Genomic DNA, 15,239 nt, shown 5'->3' on the forward strand with positions numbered 1-15,239 from the left:
TACGCTCATCGCCGCCGCCGCACCTATCCGCGCGAACGTGTAGACCATCATGCCGATGAGCGCGCGATCGCGCAGCCCCGCGGGCGAGCCAACATCAATGCTGTCCAGGAGATGGCGCGCTTCTTCCGGCGTCAGTACAGGCGTCTTGCCGCGCTTGACCACATGCTTCGGACCCCGCACCGACGCCGCGGGGTTGGTGGGAATTAGCTGGGATATGACCAGGTGATCAAACAACATCCGGATAGCCGCAAGAGCCTGCTTGACGGTCGGTGCGGAGCGCTCCCGTTCCCGCTGCCGGATAAACAAGGAGACGTGCAGAGGTTGCACGTCAGTGATCGACGTCACGCCCATGGTCTCGCAACAAGATGCAAAGTCACCGACTGCGCGCGCATAGGCCTTGCGGGTATGACCGTTGGTGATGTGCCCCAGAAAGAACTCGGCGGTGCGAGCAGCAGCCTGAGGACCGGCGGCGACAATCAGCGCCGGCAGACGCGGCGCCAGGATGGCGGGCAGGTTCATGACAGCCTGACAGTGTCGGCCGGGTTCACTTCACACCCTTGGCACGTTCGAGAATGCCGGTGCGATAGCGCTCTTTCATCTGGCCGGCGATGTTCTCGACCAGGGCGTTGCCCCGGTAGAGGAGGGTTTTCTCGGCGACCATCCTCTCCATGGCGCCGATCGCGTCCTTCACGCTGGACGGGTCGGTCGGATCGAACTCCACCGTTCCAATCGTCCCGTCGAGGGCTTTAAGCGCTCGTTGTGCGTCTCGCAGGGTTTTCTGCAGGTCCTTGAAGCCGGTCACCGTTCCCATCCATCGTCTCCTTTTCTTTTTATCTGATAAAGGATGTTATCATATATACAGAGCGCACTGAACCAAATTGTGACGTTCCACGAAACAGGACGCTATTCGATCATCACGTAGAAGGGCTCGCTCTGCCCACAGAGTGTGTCGTCGCGCGCTCGGATGAGAAACGCTTCAACCAGGAGCACCCCTCGATAGGCGAGCTCCTCCCAGCGAACTCCCGGCCTGTCTGATCGGTAAAAGCCACCCCTCAAGGCATTCCGGTCGTAGGCCTGCTGGTCAGTATTGGAGACGCGCCATTGAATGACGTAATCCGAGCCGAACGGAATCCCTACATTGTTGACGGCTTCAAAGCGCAGCCACCGCCCCGCCGAGAGCGCTTGCAGCGATTGAATGGAACCGATCTGACCGAACTCTCGACTTGCCCACAGCGTCGCTCGCACGTTGACCGTGAATGATGTGCCCGCCGCGACGCTCCATCTTGGCCGATGCATATGAGGCAATCGGTTGAAGCCAGGCGGAAGCGCGCTGGCCCCAAGGTTTTTGACCAGTGAGACCAGGTCGTTCCCAAATCTGTAGGCATCCGCCATGATCTCGCGGATCTTGGCGATGGCCGTGCTGCTTACCGACTTGGCGGCCTCGACAGCCACGCCGCTGGCAAAGCTCTCGCCCAGAACTCTCTGCCATTTCGCGATGCTCTCGTTCCGATCGGCCTCATCGTATGCGTCGTCGATCCACCCTCGATATTTGGCGATCATCGTCCGGAGATTGGCGTACTGGTCGTCATCAAGGCTGCTGGCGAAATCTTCGGTCAGCAGAAAGGGGTTGGCCACACGCGGCTTCGTCGGCCGCAGACTCAGCCAGGCATCGAGCCTGCCGAACATGGTTTTAAGCGCCGTAGGCGTATCAGCGAACTCATCTGAATCAATATCGGCCGGCGAGATCAGATTGCCGAGCAGCGTCGTCAGGAGCACCGATGGGCAAGTGAAAGTGGTCTTGATGTCGCGCAGATACTTGATGATCCGCGTCACTTTCCGGAAGCTGTTGCTGCCGAAATAGCTGTTCTGAGCGATCAGCCAGTCTGTATATTGAATGGGCTCACTGCGCTCGAACAGCCCAGCGTCGCGATTGCAGACCTCATAGCCCGGATATCCGCCGCGATTTACGATGCACGGAGCAATATCGATCTTGCTCTCATTCGCGTAGGTGATCGTGACGCAGTGCGACCAGCGCCTAACTTTCTGCTCGTAAACGGTCGAGGCGCGGAATGCCTGATAGAGCGTGTTGATGTAGTCGGCCGGGGTCCAGCCGGTCACCTCCGTGACGAACACCAGGAGATCTGCATCGAACTCGCCGCCGTCGGTCGGCTTGATGATCGTCTTGTGGGCCCATGATCCCTGCGTCCGCCACTCCTGAATTGTTGGCGCCCAGCTCGACCCGTCTATAAAATCTTCGATTGCATCGACGCTCTTCTCAAGCGTCTCGACACGGGTTTTGTTGAGATTAACCTCGTCGCGCAGAAAGTCGTCGAAAAGCGCTATAAGCTTCATCTGAACTGCCCCGGCCTACAGCGACAGCTTCGATCTAACAGCATCCCACTGCGCCGTGATCTTAGGGTTATCGCGATTGAAAATCCGGCTCGAGAGAACGATTGAGGCGGACGCCTTGGCGGTTTCGTACTCGCACAGAATCTCCAGCGAGCACGCCATAAAGTGCTTTGTGCTCGACTTTTGCAGGAACAGGCTGTGAGCCTTTGAGTAGATGACCTCCGAGCGCCGGTGCAGCCATTCCAGCCTGATGTGCTTGGAGAAAATCTGTTCGCTGAAGAGTGCCTGGACGATGATCGCGAGCGTGCCAATATCCGCCGCTCTGTTCATTACGGCCACGATCCAGAGGCCGAAATACACGAGAATTTTCGTGCGTTGCCAGGTCAGCATTGTGCCGGTGATTTTCTCAGTAAAAAAGCAGCTTTCCATCACGGAAGCCAACATGCGGCGAAGACCCGGCGGCTGGCTGCTGTTGTAGTATTCTTCGGAAGGGTTCGCCGTCAGGGGGACGTCGAACGCATCCGTAAAAAGATCTTTCCGGCGGCTGTCCTCGGCACGTGGCCAGAAATAAACCCGGATAACGACGCCGCTCAGGAATACCCCGATCGTTGCCAGGATGAAGGCCGTTTGCACGCCGTCTTAAAGGGCCTGATGTGAGCCTCGATCTATAGCTAGGATTACAATCGACAAAAATGCGGCAAGATAAAATAGCCAGTCGCTAGCCTTATCGGCCCTGGCAAGCGCTTGTAATATAGGTCCCCGGTTGGATCGCTCTTAGACACAACGCACTCCGTGTTCCTTATTAAGGTACCACAGAGACGCTGGATCATCGAATAGTATGAACGGCTGTCCACAACCTTGGGGTTAGCAGTGGGGAAAACTGCATCGCTGCTGTCCGCCTCAAAGACCTAGGGGGCCGAGATTGCTCAGACCCAGACGATATCGGAGGACCTTTGTCCCGCGGTAGCAATAGGGGTCATCGATCGCCGCATACACAGGCCTCACACCTTCTTGGCGTGCTTCTCGACGATGGCCTTGCGGCGCTGCTCTGCTGACAGGCCGCGCGCCTCAAAATCAGCGAACATCCGCTTGCTGGAAGCGGACAGTTTGACGCCTTCGACGGCGCTGATGTTGCGGAAACCCGTCATACCCAGAACAAGGGTCTTACCGGTGGCCGCCTTCGATGTACGGGGCGATTTCATACAGCCAGGATACCACAACACCCAATTCCGGCGAGAGAATTCTGCTTTTGATGCCTGAAAAGCCAACGATCCTTAGACACACGCTGGTGCACGGATTATCCCTCTTCACGCTGCCGCCGTTTGCATCTGCGACACTTCCACGGTCACGTGCGACAGTTCATGAACCGGGCGCAGCCGAAGCCTGTAGTCTTCAGGGGTCGCTGGCCGCGGCGAAACGATCGCCAGGATCGCGGCATAGTGCCCAGGGCCCACCTGCCAGACGTGCAGGTCCGTGATCACATCACCATCACGTTCGATGATCTCGCGGATTTCCGCCGGCAGAGTTTCAGGGTCCGGCAGACGGTCGAGAAGCACGCTTCCCGTGTCGCGGATCAGGCCCCATGACCAGCGTGCAATGACCATCCCGCCGATGATACCCATGACCGGATCGGCCCAAAGCCAGCCGTAGGCACTGCCGACCAGCAAAGCGGCGATGGCCAGGACGGATGTCAGTGCGTCTGCCAGCACATGCAGGTAAGCCGCGCGTAGATTATTGTCCTGCGCCGGGCCGTCATGGTGGTCGTGATCGTGGTGATGCCCATGGTGGTGATCATGGTCATCCTTCAGCAGCCATGCGGAGACGAGGTTGACGGCCAAGCCTACCACCGCCACCGCGATGGCCTGACCAAAACTGATCGGAATCGGGTTCGTAAGGCGTTGGAAGCTTTCCCAGCCGATGAGAAGCGCGATCAACGCCAGTACGACCGCGCTCGCAAAGCCTGCCAGGTCACCGAACTTGCCGGTTCCGAACGTGAAGCTGCGGTCATGGATGTGGCGCCTTGCATAAAGATAGGCAAGCGCAGAGATCAGCATTGCGGCGGCATGGGTCGACATGTGCCAGCCGTCCGCGATGAGGGCCATCGACCCGTAAACCGACCCTGCGGCTATTTCCACAACCATCATGGTCGCGGTCAGCGCGATGACCAACCAGACCTTGCGCTCATTCCGGCTGTGCCCGTCGCCTAAGAACACGTGCTGGTGCGTGTCGGTCGAAGTGATCTGGGTTGTCATGCTCTATCCTTTCCGCCGGCGGCCGGCTTATTTCATGTAGGTGCGGATGACCGCGATCATCTCGTCAGCACCCTGGCGGCGGGCGGCATCGGTCCCAGCCTGGACGACGTGTTCCAGCAGATGCTCTTCCATGACCTCGACGGTCAGGCCGTTCATCGCTCCTCGGATCGACGCGAGTTGCCGCAGGATTTCGCCGCAGGCCGCATCTGCCGCCAATGCTCGCTCGACACCCTCCAGCTGGCCCTTGAGCCGGCGCAGGCGGGCCATCAGCTTGTCTTTATGTTGGATCGTATGCGACATAGTTGCTTACCCTTATAGCATAGTGGGGTATACTATATACTGACGCGGTCGGGAAGGGTTCGTTGGCCACCCAATCCCCGATCTGCCCAAGAACAAATTAGCAACACCTAGCGGCAATTTTAGCGGCAAACGCTGCGGAGGGCCGTAGCGTTAACTTATTAGTCCAGCTAAGATTTTAACCGGCAAGGAAAGCGGCAATTTATGACGACAATTTATAGGATGGAGCCGATGCTGCCGGAGGACGGCAAGCACGAGCTCTCCAACAGGTGTGTGGAACTCGTGTCCCTGGCCTCAGGCTTAGCGGGGAGGGTACACCCGACGCTACGGGCGAGCATCGGCGATCTCGTGCGCTCGATGAACTGCTACTACTCCAATCTCATCGAAGGCCACGATACCCACCCGATCAGCATCGATCGGGCGCTGGCCGGAGACTACTCCAAGGATCCAGAGCAGCGGAACCTGCAGCTCGAGGCGCGCGCTCACATTGAGGTGCAGCGCATGATCGACCATGGCGAAGCGCCGGAACCGGTCGTTTCTCGCGCGTTCCTGCAGTGGGTGCACTACGAATTTTGCCGCCGCATGCCCGAAGAGCTGCTGATCGCGGGCGAGGACAAGGACGGAAAGCCGGTCAAGGTCATCCCGGGCGAATTTCGTCGGCAGCTGGTGAAGGTCGGGCGTCACATCCCTATCGACGCCGACGACGTTCCCGCGTTCCTCGCGCGCTTTGAACAGGCTTATGATCCGTCCCGGCTATCCAAGGTGGAAGCCATTACGGCGGCCGCGGCGGCGCATCATCGTCTGCTCTGGATCCACCCGTTCCTGGATGGCAATGGGCGCGTGGCGCGACTGTTCTCGCATGCCCTGTTGCGCCATCTCGGAGTCGGCTCTGAACTGTGGTCGGTATCGCGCGGGCTTGCGCGCTCGAAAGAGACCTACAAGCAGCTGCTCATGGCCGCCGACGCTGATCGGCGCGGCGATCTCGACGGCCGCGGTCACCTTACAATGGCCGGGCTGCAGGAGTTTTGCGCGTACTTCCTCGACCAGGGCATTGACCAGGTCAAATTCATGGAAGGGCTCATGGAGCCTAGGGAGTTGCTGCGGCGCATGGAAATCTGGACCGAGGAGGAAACCCGAGCCAAGCGCTTGCCCAAAGGATCCTGGCAATTGCTGCGCGAAGCCGTTGTTGGCGGCTCATTCCCGCGCGGGCGGGCAGCGGAGATCACCGGCTATGAAGAACGCCAGGCACGGACGGTTCTGGGCGCTCTCCTCGATCTTGGCGTTCTGGTCTCGCCTGGTCCGCGAACGCCCGTGCGGCTTGGCTTCCCCGCGACCGTCCTTGAGCGTTGGCTGCCGCTGCTTTATCCGGCCATGCCGTCGCGTTAACAGTACCGAATACTTACAGGTAGCTGATTTAATGCCACACTATATATAGAGAACGATCGGATTTGATTGCGGCTCTATGTGCTATAGCGTAGTTTTGGCTTGTGAAATGGCTGTTGGCCCTCGGCGTTGTTTTCATGCTGTCTTTCGGCATGGCGCCAGCGGCTATGGCACATTCAGCGGACACCGCTGCCCATCAGGCGACGGCCATCCAATCGGTCAAAACGGATGTCGCCCCGCTCAAGGTTGAGTCCTTGAAATCGCCGGCAACGAAGTGCCCCTGTAAATCGAAATGCAGCACGTGTGCCTGTTCAATGGCCAGCTGCTGCCAGGCACTCGGCAAGAACGTTCAGACCCGCGAGATGCCCGAAATGGGCGGTGGCCGCAGCGACGGTCGGGTTGATCGGCTCGCGGTGGCGATGCGGCCGCGCGCTATCGCGGAACCTCCCCAGCACATCTGATTTCCTACTGCCGCCGGTGGTCTACGCCTCTTTCGGCCGACCCGCACGCGGCAGCAATTCCCCAAAGCAATCCAACCATATGAACCCAGGAGATATCCTATGAAAACGCAACACATCATCACCGCCGCGGCTCTCGCGATCGGTCTGCTTGGCATGGCAAGCCAGGCGTCGGCCTACGACGTCGGCGAAGGCAGCCAGACCCACTCGGAAGCTCACTTCGGAGGGGAACGCGGCACGTTCGGCCGTTCGTCGGTTTACGACCTCGGAAACCCGGCCGTCCACCAGAATGCCAAGAGCGACGCGACCGCCAATCAAGGCCAGGCCCAAGCCAAAAAGCCGGGCTGCAAATGGTATGACGGGGCAACCCACCAGCACTCGTGGCCTCAGTACGAGATCGGCAACACTAACCGCGCCGACTGCCCGCCCGAAAGCCACTAGCTAGCGGGGCGACCCCTGCCGACGACACGTCGGCAGGGCCTCTTTCTTAAACTCCAAAGGAGATCTGCATGTCATGCATCGCCTGTTCAACATGGTCGGCATCACCGCCATGGCCATCATCGCCTTCGCAGCCATAAGCACGTCGGCCGCTGCGACCAAAGAGTACGATCTCAAGATTGCTCGCGAGCCGGTGAACATCACCGGCAGACCCATTAGCAAGATCACTGTCAATGGCGGCATTCCAGCGCCTACCCTGCGCTTCCGTCGCGGTGAGGAAGCGGTCATCAGGGTGACCAATACCCTCGGCGAGGACACCTCGATCCACTGGCACGGTCTGCTCCTGCCAGGCGAAATGGACGGCGTCCCGGGGTTCAACGGTTTCCCCGGCATTCCCGCCGGCGAGACCTTCACCTACCGCTTTCCGCTGCGCCAGACCGGCACCTATTGGTACCACGCGCACTCCATGGGTCAGGAACAGGATGGCCTGTATGGCTCGATCATCGTCGACCCGGCGGGCAAGGATCCCATTCGCACCGACCGCGACTACGTGATCGTTCTCTCGGATTTCACCGAGGAAGAATCCGGTGAGGTGATGGGCAATCTCAAGATGGCGGCCGACTATTACGGCAACGCCCGCCGCACCGTATTTGATTTTCTCTCGGATGTGCGCACCCGCGGCTGGTCAGCAACCTGGAAGGACGCGCGGGACTGGGGGCAGATGCGCATGGCCCGCACCGATCTCTCAGATGTCACCGGCTACACCTTCCTCGTCAACGGCAAGTCGCCTGACCAGAACTGGACCGGCCTCTTCGTACCGGGCGAGCGGGTAAGGCTGCGCTTTATCAACGCCTCCACCATGTCGTTCTTTGATGTGCGCATTCCCGGGCTTTCCATGAAAGTGGTGCAGGCCGACGGCCAGAACGTCGAGCCGCTGACCGTCGACGAATTCCGCTTCGCACCCGCGGAAACCTACGACGTCGTCGTCACGCCGAACGAGGACCGCGCCTACACGATCGCAGCCGAGCCGATCGACCGGACCGGCTTTGCGCTTGGAACACTTGCTACGCGCGAGGGACAGCGAGGCGCCATGCCGGCGCCGCGACCGCGCGCACTGCTCAGCATGGGGGACATGGGCGGGATGGAGGACATGGATATGACCATGACCCCTGACGACATGAAAAGCGGTTGGGCCGATGCGGGCACCCCCACCGGCGCCCGGCTGCTCGACTATGCGGATCTGCGCTACGCCGGTCTGCAGAAAGACACCCGCGAACCCGAACGGACCGTCGACGTCAAACTCGGCGGGAACATGGAGCGCTATATCTGGACCATCAACGGCCGGAAGTTCTCGGAAGCCGAACCCATTCGCCTGCGCTTTGGTGAACGGGTGCGCCTGCAGTTCACCAACGACACCATGATGGCGCATCCGATGCACCTCCACGGCATGTTTGTACAGCTCGAGAACGGTCAACCGGCCGGCAAGCTCCCCAACAAGCACACCGTCATCGTCGCACCGGGCAAGTCATATTCGGTTCTCGTCACGGCGGATGAGGCCGGCGAGTGGGCGTTCCACTGCCATCTGCTCTACCACATGATGTCTGGCATGATGACCAAAGTGGTCGTCGCGCGCCTGGATGCCGCTGACGTGCCCGCCCCTCCGAGACAAGCGGAGCAAGGGGAGGGTGCTGATCATGCGCACTAGCATCATCGCCGCCATCCTCCTGGCAACCGTCCCTGGCGTGATGGCTGAGGACATGGCTCACGACATGGCGCGGGAACACGGCGGCGCCGTCCACCACATGTTTGTCCTGGAAGCTGAGACGGGCGGCGGGCCGGAAGGCGCCGTCTCCGGGTGGGACCTCGACGGCTGGATCGGCACCGACGACAACAAGCTCTGGCTCAAGAGCGAAGGGGAGGGATCCGCGCGCAAGCTCGAGGATGCGGAGACCTGGGCGCTCTACAGCCGCAATATCGCGACGTTCTGGGATCTGCAGGCCGGCACCCGTCGCGACACAGCCATGATCTCTATCATGTCGGAACTCGGCTCATTATGGGCATCAGCCCGCGAGGTGAACCTGAAGCGAGGCGCCAACCTGTTCCGCATGGGTGACCCAGTTCGATCGATGTACCGAGTAATCGCAGGAGCTGTCGGGCTGGAACGTTCGCTGCCGAACGGCACATCTTTGATCCTGCAGATCGCGCGGCCGGGCTCAATGCTTGCTGAACCCTCATTGTTCGCACCAACGTACCATTGCGACGCAACAGTCCAACAAGACTGCGTTGTTGCGCGGCTTCCCAAGGCGAAGGTAGTCGACGCGCTTAAGAGTCCCCTATTTGCTTTACCTTTAGTCCAGAAGTTGGCTCACGATCTCCAAGCAACGCGTATGCGCGCCGAAACCCTTGCGCTGCGCACCGTCAAGGAACGTCTTGATGCTTGGTTGCTGTTCAACGGGCCGGGTCTGTCGCCGCCGAAAGCCCGCACACATGTGATGGGCCACGCTTGTGGAGCCCCAAAACACATCTTCCTATAGAGAAGAAAAAACATCCGATAAGGCAAGATGATCGGGACATTCCTGCCTTTCCCAAGCTATACGTTGAACGGCAGCTCTTGTCAGAAGCCGACATTCAACGTTTGCCGGCTGGCGTCGCATAGGGCAGAGAGTGGGCCGGTAGCAGACTGTCTGGTTTCGGCTGGGCTGCGCGAAAAGCTGCCTATCCACTCTCGACCTCACTGCAGCCGTTCTTGCGTTAGAGGCCTCCGATATAAAGGTGGAACCTGGATCCCCTCCAGATAGGGCTATATTTCAGCACCAGCGGACGTCTTCTGGTGCATGGATGCAGTTGCCTCGATATGGGGCGGGCCGATCTTGGCGGAGTGATCAGGGGCAGAGGCGATCCTGGCTTCTTCTAAAAGCCGTGAGCGCGGCCCGATCAGCGGACGGCAACGCCGCCGGCTGGAGCTCTTCCTTGACCGAAATTTGCATCTGGGCATAGTCCCTATGCCGTCGAAGGAATATCTTGCAATATTCCGCCAATGGAATATCATAAGGATATGTATGCATTGGAATGTGGAGGTCACGGACGAGTTCGGTCGATGGTACATCGACCTCATCGAGACCGTGCAGGACGACATTGATCGTGTCGTCGGGCTGCTCGAGGCGAAGGGTGCTCAGCTGCCATTTCCGCATTCATCCGGCATCGAAGGCTCCCGGCACACGCATATGCGTGAGCTCAGGGTGCAAAGCGCAGGGGAGCCTTGGCGGATTTTCTATGCGTTCGATCCGCGCCGCACAGCCATCCTGCTGATCGGCGGAAACAAGGTGGGTGACGACCGGTTCTATGAGACCATAATCCCGATCGCGGACCGTCTGTATGACGACTACCTGATCGAGATCCGAAGGGAAGGATTGATATGACAGGACATCGTTCATTCAATGAGCTCCGCCAAGGCATGTCGGCTGAGCGTCGCGCCCGTAATGCGGATGCGACCCAGACCATGTTGCAGGAGATGGCGCTCCACGAGCTGCGCCAGGCTCGGGAGAAATCCCAGGTGGAGCTGGCGCGTGACCTGCATGTCGGACAGCCGGCCGTTGCGAAGATGGAGCAGCGAGCGGACATGTATGTCAGCAATCTGCGCCGCTACGTCGAGGCACTGGGTGGAAAGCTTGAGATCACGGCTCGCTTCCCCGATGCGTCCGTGACGATCAAGAATTTTGGCGAGCTGTCTGCAGGCGAGAAAGCTGGGCAGGGCGGTCCGGCCTCTCCGCTCGCAACGTCGTGACACAGAGCCTTCCGTGAAGCGGGATTTTTTCCTTTATGAACTCAGCGACGATGAGTTCGAGGCGCTGGTGGTCCAGATCGCCAAGCACCTTCTCGGGCTTGGCGTCACCCCCTTTGCTGCTGGCAAGGATGGCGGCCGCGACGGAAAATTCCATGGAGCGGCGGAGCGATTTCCGAGCACGACCTCCCCACTGGTGGGCCATGTCGTGCTTCAAGCAAAGCACATCAATGCCCCTGACCGCTCCTGCTCGGAGCGCGATTTTCTCAAGCTCATGAAGGATGAGCATCCGAAGATAAAGGCGCGGGTGAAGGACGGCATTTGCGACCACTACATGGTCTTCACGAACCGCAAATACACGGCCGGGACCGATATCAAACTGATAAATGCCCTCGAAGGATGCGGTGTCAAATCGGGCCATGTCCTCGGCGTCGAGTTCATACACTCCCTCCTCGAGAGCCACGCCGACCTACAGAAGCACCTACCGAACGCGAAGGACACAGCTCCGTTCGTGTTCGAGTCAGACGAATTCATCGAGGTGATCCACGCCTTTCGCGACTATACCAAGGATGAGGACGAGTCCGCCTACACCAGCGCTTTCGACTTCGAGTCCGTCAAGCTGAAGGACAAGAACCTCATCAACGGCCTCACCGAAGACTATTACAGACAGGTGATCGTTGCGCGATCGATGCCCTATTTCGATAAAATCAAGGCATTCCTGTCGAACCCGAGGAACCGGGAGTTCGCCGACATCTATGCCGACTCAGCGGCAGAGATGAAGGAAAGCATCCTCCTGCATCGAGCGAAGTTCCCCAACTTCGATCACGTGTTCAATTTCCTCTATGGCCACATCCAGAAGCAGCGTCCTGCGCTGCGCCAGAAGCGGAGGCTGGTGAGCATCCTGCTGCACTACATGTATTGCCACTGCGATATCGGCTCGAAGGATCTCAGCGCTCTGGTGGAGGCGGAACATGCTGACACCTAGGAAACACCTCGACCTAAATACGTCGCTCCTGCGCGTCGCTGCGATCATGCTCAAAGAGCTTCACAAGCGAGGCGTCATCGAGATGATGATGCTGAAGCAGCGCGTTATCCGCCGTGTAGGCAGCAACGGGGAGCTTATGTTCCTGCCGGCGTTGAACTTCCTCTACCTGCTTGGCAAGGTCGAGTACCATGTACAGAACGACACACTGGAATATCGGACCGACTAATGCAGATCAGTCGGATATATTCGAACCTCCCCACGATCTTCGAGCCGATCGACTTTAATTTCGGCGCGGACGCCGCGCGTCTCAACGTCGTGCTGGGGGAGGTGCGCAAGCCGGCCGACAAAAAGCGCGACTCCCATAACCTCGGTAAGACGACGCTCCTGCATCTGATCGATTTCATGATGCTGCGCGGCATATCGCCGGAGTTCTTTCTGGTGAAGCACAAGCACCGTTTCGAGCGGTTCGTGTTCTACCTGGAGATAAGTCTCAATAGCGGCGATTTCGCCACCATCCGGCGCAGGCCGGCCAACCCGAATGAGATCGGTTTGACGCGCCACGCCGAGGGCCGACAGAACTATTGTGACGCGGCCGACGATGCGTGGGATCATGCGGCGATGCCCATCGATGCGGCGAAGACGCTTCTCGATGGATGGCTCGACCTGCGCGTGCTCAAACCCTACGACTATCGGAAGGCCATAACCTACTTCCTGCGCTCGCAGGACGACTGGAGCGATGAGCTTCAGCTGCGGAAATTCTCCCAGGGCAAGGATGCCCACTGGAAACCGTTCGTCGCCCATCTTTTCGGCTTCAAGGGCCAACTCATCGATCGGAAGTACCAGCTCGATGACGAGATCCAGACTGCGAAGCAGCGTCTTGAGGAACACCAGACCGAGGTGCAGTTCAAGGAGGACGACCTCCCTGCGCTTATCACGGATATCGCGCGGCTAAGGCAGGAGATCGAAGAGCTTTCTGCCCAACTCGATGTCTTCCACTTCGACGCTGAAGAGCGTCGGATCATGACGCAGTTGGTCGATGAGATCGAGGGTGAGATCGCTCAGATAAACAGCACGCTCTACGATATACGCTACGACATCCGTCAGATCGACGTGGCACTCGAGCAGAAGGACAAGTTCGACCTCGCCGAGATCGAAGAGGTCTTCCGTGAGACCCAACTCCATTTCGCACAAAGCCTCAAACGCAAGTATGAGGAGCTGGTCGCCTTCAATAAGAAAGTCACCCACGAGCGCGATGTCGCATTGCGCTCCCGCCGACGTGAGCTCGAGGCAAAGCGCGAGGTGCTGCAGAACCGCAATCGCGAGCTCGACGACCAGCGCCAGGCCAGTATGGCTGTACTGAAGAACACCGACACCTTCTCCAAATATAAGCACCTGCAGAAGCAGCTAGTCGATCAGCGCGCGCACCTGGTGTATCGTGAAGAGCAGGAGAGGAAGCTCGAGGCAGTCGCGGAAATGGCACGTTCGGTGCGCGAGCTGGAACGTGACCGCGGCCGTATCGTCGATGAGATGAAGGTGATGGTCGCAAAGCAGACGACCGTGGCCGAGAAGTTTCGGGCGATCTTCAACCGCTATTGCCAGCAGGTGCTCGACCATAATGGGGTGTTCTATTTCCGCCTGAACTCGAGCAACAATCTCGATTATGAGATCGGTCTCGAGGAGAAGGGGCAGATCGGAAAGACGTCGAGCCAGGGTGATGGCACGAGCTACAAAAAGCTCATCTGTGCCCTGTTCGACCTCGCGCTGCTGAAGGTCTACGAGGACGCGGCGTTCTATCATTTCACCTTCCATGACGGTGTGCTCGAGGCACTCGACAACCGCAAGAAGGAAGCGCTGCTGAAAATCGTGCGCGAGCAGATCGCCTCGGGCAAGACACAGTACATCCTCACCCTTATCGAGGCGGACATGCCTCGCGACGCGAAAGGAAAGTCGATACCCTTCAGCGACGATGAGGTGGTCCTCCGGCTTCACGATGAAGGTGACGACGGCCGACTTTTCCGGATGGCTGAGTTCTGATGCAGAAGGTCTACTTCGACGAGAGTGGTCAGACGGGCACCAACCTGTTCGACCCCGACCAGCCGTTCTTCGCGTTGGCCAGCACGGACCTGTCCGAGCGGGAGGCGGCCGACATAATCGCCAGATCGTTTCCCGGGCAGCAGGGGCCCGAACTGAAGTCGGCGAACGTGTTCAGACGTCCGACGGGGCGACGGAATTTCCTGAACTTTGCCAAGGAGGTCGGCGCCAGGCCCAACAGCTTTTGCGCGGCGAAGATCAGCAAGCGGTATGTCGTCGTGTCGAAGATCGTCGATCAGTTGGTCGAGCCGATGCTGCGCGACGCAGGGTATGACTTCTATAAGGACGGTTATGCCATTCGTTTTGCGAACTTGGTCGGGTACATGTTCGAGCATCTCTTACAGCGTGCTGATGCCGACCGGATCTTGTCGAGCTACAACGAATTTGCCCGTACTCCCACGGCCCCGTTGCTCCGCGCGTTCCGGAGCGAGCTTGGCTCGATCTTAGCCAATCCGCCCAACGGCACGGACACGTTCCTAAGCCTGATCGCCCAGGGAGCCGCAGAGGCAGCAGCTAGTCGAAATCTCACAGCTTTTGAGGATTCGAACGAAATTCATGTCACCTCGGCGATCGAATGCATGAAGTTCTGGCAGGAGAAGACGGATGAACCCTTTGAGGTCATCCACGATGAAAGCACGCATTTTTTCAAGCGGTCCGACATGTGGGAACGCATGACCAACCCTGATCTCGAGCCGCAGATATTCACTATCGGCGACAAGACACTGCGCTTCCCGATCCCCGTCGTTTCAACGGTCAGCGCGAAGAGCCATGAGAACGCATCCCTTCAGGTATGCGACCTTATCGCTGGCTTCACAAGTCGCGTGTCGGCACCTGGCGCGTCCGAGGAAATGGTGCGTTTCCGTCGCGAGGCGATTGAACAAGGGCTTGGCGAGGTGCTGATTTATCCGGTGGAGTTCGGCACTGATTTTGCGCCAGGGGAGCCGCCCCGCGCCGATGGACCTGACATCGTCGATCAGATCGCAAGCGCAATCAGCAAGCCACGACCAAGGAAGTAGCGGCAGGCCCTACAACTAGTCCGTCAAAAATCGCACAGCGCAAGCGATGATGACAGCCGCGACCGCGAGGCCAAGCACCACCGCGATTGCGCCCTCGGCCGTCACGCGCAATGTCTTAAGCGACGCGTCGATTTCGATCTTGCTCACGTCCGGTCTCCATCGCCCGCGCAGAATTCCAGGCAACGCACC

The 15,239-nt window shown here is 59.1% G+C and carries 17 protein-coding genes; 10 read left to right on the forward strand and 7 right to left on the reverse strand.

The window, feature by feature from the left end; genetic code table 11:
- The 7 genes from OZ671_RS30815 to OZ671_RS30845 all read right to left on the reverse strand — a co-directional run.
- Positions 1–519, reverse strand: a 519-nt coding sequence (locus tag OZ671_RS30815; protein ID WP_268864244.1) for a tyrosine-type recombinase/integrase, incomplete at its 3' end; no start/stop codon positions are given.
- 25 nt (positions 520–544) lie between these two features.
- Entirely contained in the window at positions 545–811 is a 267-nt protein-coding gene (locus tag OZ671_RS30820; RefSeq protein ID WP_268864245.1) for a hypothetical protein, read from the reverse strand.
- Positions 812–903: 92 nt separating this feature from the next.
- Positions 904–2,352: an SMODS domain-containing nucleotidyltransferase gene (locus OZ671_RS30825; protein ID WP_268864246.1), complete on the reverse strand. Its 1,449-nt coding sequence runs from the start codon at positions 2,350–2,352 to the stop codon at positions 904–906.
- Between the two features lie 15 nt (positions 2,353–2,367).
- Positions 2,368–2,982, reverse strand: a complete 615-nt coding sequence (locus OZ671_RS30830; protein ID WP_268864247.1) for a hypothetical protein — start codon at positions 2,980–2,982, stop codon at positions 2,368–2,370.
- A 368-nt stretch (positions 2,983–3,350) separates the two neighbouring features.
- Complete coding sequence (locus OZ671_RS30835; RefSeq protein WP_268864248.1) at positions 3,351–3,551, reverse strand: hypothetical protein; 201 nt, start codon at positions 3,549–3,551, stop codon at positions 3,351–3,353.
- A 105-nt stretch (positions 3,552–3,656) separates the two neighbouring features.
- The gene (dmeF, locus tag OZ671_RS30840; RefSeq protein WP_268864249.1) at positions 3,657–4,601 is read right to left on the reverse strand and encodes a CDF family Co(II)/Ni(II) efflux transporter DmeF; all 945 of its coding nucleotides are present in this window, start codon (positions 4,599–4,601) and stop codon (positions 3,657–3,659) included.
- Positions 4,602–4,628: 27 nt separating this feature from the next.
- Positions 4,629–4,901 (reverse strand): metal/formaldehyde-sensitive transcriptional repressor, encoded by a 273-nt coding sequence (locus OZ671_RS30845; RefSeq protein ID WP_268864250.1) that lies wholly within the window; start codon positions 4,899–4,901, stop codon positions 4,629–4,631.
- A gap of 228 nt (positions 4,902–5,129) precedes the next feature.
- Between OZ671_RS30845 and OZ671_RS30850 the strand changes: the two genes are divergently transcribed.
- The 10 genes from OZ671_RS30850 (at position 5,130) to OZ671_RS30895 (ending at position 15,050) form a co-directional block, all read left to right on the forward strand.
- Positions 5,130–6,284, forward strand: coding sequence for a Fic family protein (locus OZ671_RS30850; RefSeq protein ID WP_268864251.1), 1,155 nt, complete (start codon positions 5,130–5,132; stop codon positions 6,282–6,284).
- 557 nt (positions 6,285–6,841) lie between these two features.
- A complete protein-coding gene (locus OZ671_RS30855; RefSeq protein WP_268864252.1) occupies positions 6,842–7,180 on the forward strand; it encodes a hypothetical protein in 339 nt (112 codons plus the stop codon).
- A 73-nt stretch (positions 7,181–7,253) separates the two neighbouring features.
- The gene (locus OZ671_RS30860) at positions 7,254–8,882 is read left to right on the forward strand and encodes a copper resistance system multicopper oxidase (RefSeq protein WP_268864253.1); all 1,629 of its coding nucleotides are present in this window, start codon (positions 7,254–7,256) and stop codon (positions 8,880–8,882) included.
- On the forward strand, positions 8,872–9,711 hold the full coding sequence (locus tag OZ671_RS30865) for a copper resistance protein B (protein ID WP_268864260.1): 840 nt from the start codon (positions 8,872–8,874) through the stop codon (positions 9,709–9,711). Before OZ671_RS30860 ends, OZ671_RS30865 begins: the two co-directional genes overlap by 11 nt.
- 525 nt (positions 9,712–10,236) lie before the next feature.
- Positions 10,237–10,596: a type II toxin-antitoxin system RelE/ParE family toxin gene (locus OZ671_RS30870; RefSeq protein WP_268864254.1), complete on the forward strand. Its 360-nt coding sequence runs from the start codon at positions 10,237–10,239 to the stop codon at positions 10,594–10,596.
- Positions 10,593–10,961 carry an XRE family transcriptional regulator gene (locus OZ671_RS30875; RefSeq protein ID WP_268864255.1) on the forward strand — a complete coding sequence of 123 codons (369 nt, stop codon included), beginning with the start codon at positions 10,593–10,595 and terminating at the stop codon, positions 10,959–10,961. Before OZ671_RS30870 ends, OZ671_RS30875 begins: the two co-directional genes overlap by 4 nt.
- A 13-nt stretch (positions 10,962–10,974) precedes the next feature.
- Entirely contained in the window at positions 10,975–11,943 is a 969-nt protein-coding gene (locus OZ671_RS30880; RefSeq protein WP_268864256.1) for an ABC-three component system protein, read from the forward strand.
- Entirely contained in the window at positions 11,930–12,169 is a 240-nt protein-coding gene (locus OZ671_RS30885) for an ABC-three component system middle component 8 (protein WP_268864257.1), read from the forward strand. Before OZ671_RS30880 ends, OZ671_RS30885 begins: the two co-directional genes overlap by 14 nt.
- A complete protein-coding gene (locus OZ671_RS30890; RefSeq protein ID WP_268864258.1) occupies positions 12,169–13,977 on the forward strand; it encodes a DUF2326 domain-containing protein in 1,809 nt (602 codons plus the stop codon). The genes OZ671_RS30885 and OZ671_RS30890 overlap by 1 nt, the downstream gene beginning before the upstream one ends.
- On the forward strand, positions 13,977–15,050 hold the full coding sequence (locus tag OZ671_RS30895) for a DUF3800 domain-containing protein (protein WP_268864259.1): 1,074 nt from the start codon (positions 13,977–13,979) through the stop codon (positions 15,048–15,050). The genes OZ671_RS30890 and OZ671_RS30895 overlap by 1 nt, the downstream gene beginning before the upstream one ends.
- Positions 15,051–15,239 lie beyond the last annotated feature (189 nt).

Source organism: Phreatobacter sp. AB_2022a (genome assembly GCF_026847585.1).
Lineage (GTDB): Bacteria > Pseudomonadota > Alphaproteobacteria > Rhizobiales > Phreatobacteraceae > Phreatobacter.